Source organism: Povalibacter sp., from assembly GCF_036735925.1.
Taxonomy (GTDB): Bacteria; Pseudomonadota; Gammaproteobacteria; order Steroidobacterales; family Steroidobacteraceae; genus Steroidobacter.
This window is the reverse complement of the sequence record NZ_DAINNK010000101.1, coordinates 1-1114: the sequence shown is the minus strand read 5'-3', so window position 1 is coordinate 1114 and position 1114 is coordinate 1. Positions and strand designations below refer to the sequence as shown.

1 protein-coding gene is annotated in these 1114 nt (G+C 65.2%); it reads right to left on the bottom strand.

Annotation, left to right across the window (positions count from 1 at the left end):
* Positions 1 to 809, bottom strand: an 809-nt coding sequence (locus tag V7D81_RS20855; RefSeq protein ID WP_324319921.1) for a helix-turn-helix transcriptional regulator, incomplete at its 3' end; no start/stop codon positions are given.
* Positions 810 to 1114 lie beyond the last annotated feature (305 nt).

Here is a 1114-nt window from a genome sequence, read left to right as displayed (position 1 = left end):
CGACGGAACGCGAACGAGAAACTCGACGGCGAGGCGAACCCCAGCGAATACGCAATGGATTTGACGCTCTGCTCCGTCGCCAGCATGCGCTTCGCGTGATCGATGCGCGCCTGTGCGACGTGCTCGCCGATGGAATGGCCGCGACTGACGCGGAAGCCGCGTGTCAGCTGCCGTACGGACAGATTGCACAGCGTCGCCAGCTCCATCAGCGTCGGCGCCTCGCGGATTTCGCGCAGGCGCTCGTCGATGCGACGCAACCGCCATACCGCGAGGCCGCCGACCGCCGGGCCCTCATGGATCGAAGCACAGTAGCGTGCGATTTCGATCGCGACCTGGCCGGCGATCAGTTCCACCAGCATTTCGCTGGCGAAGCCGGGGTGCCGCAGTTCATCCGTCAGCCGCGTCAGCAGATTGCGGATGTTGGCGTCGCCGAGATCGAGGCTGGCTTCGAGACGGCGGTCGGTCCATTCGAGATCGCCTTCGAACCACTGCCGCATCGCCTCGGCATGGATGTGACACACCAGCGAGCCCTGCGGCGCGCCGCCGCTGGTGGAGACCTGCATGGTTTCCTGCGGCGGCAGCAGGAACACGTTGCCGATGCGTTCGAAGCGGTGCTGACTCCAGTGTTCGCGATAGCAGCCGCGCGTGTTGCGCGGACGCGGGTTGAGACAGAAGTCGAGCCGGTAATCGTCCTGCAGGCGCAGCACGCTGTCCGTCGGTTCGAGCACATGGAAGCAGGCGAGCTGCGCCGTCATGGTCGGCACGCGGACTTCCGCGTCGATGGTCACCGTCGGTCGTGCGTGGCTCACGGGACTGCCCCCTCATTCCAGCCCGCCGGTCTGTGCCGGCGATGACGCAATATCGCTCAGATCAGGCATCCGGGACAGCCGCTTTTCCCGGCATTTCCTTGACCTCAGCCGACAGATTCCGGCCCGGATTCGACAGCGTGGCGAGTTGCCGCGACTGCTGTGCCGAACGAGACGGCGGAGGACGTGCTACTCCGCGCGGCCGGAATGCAGCATTCCGGCCTTTCCTCAACAGTGACCCGCGTTGCGGGTCGTTCCTCTGTAATCGAAAGTGACCTTCTTCCTGTGGGTCAGGCTTTCCCGTGGGA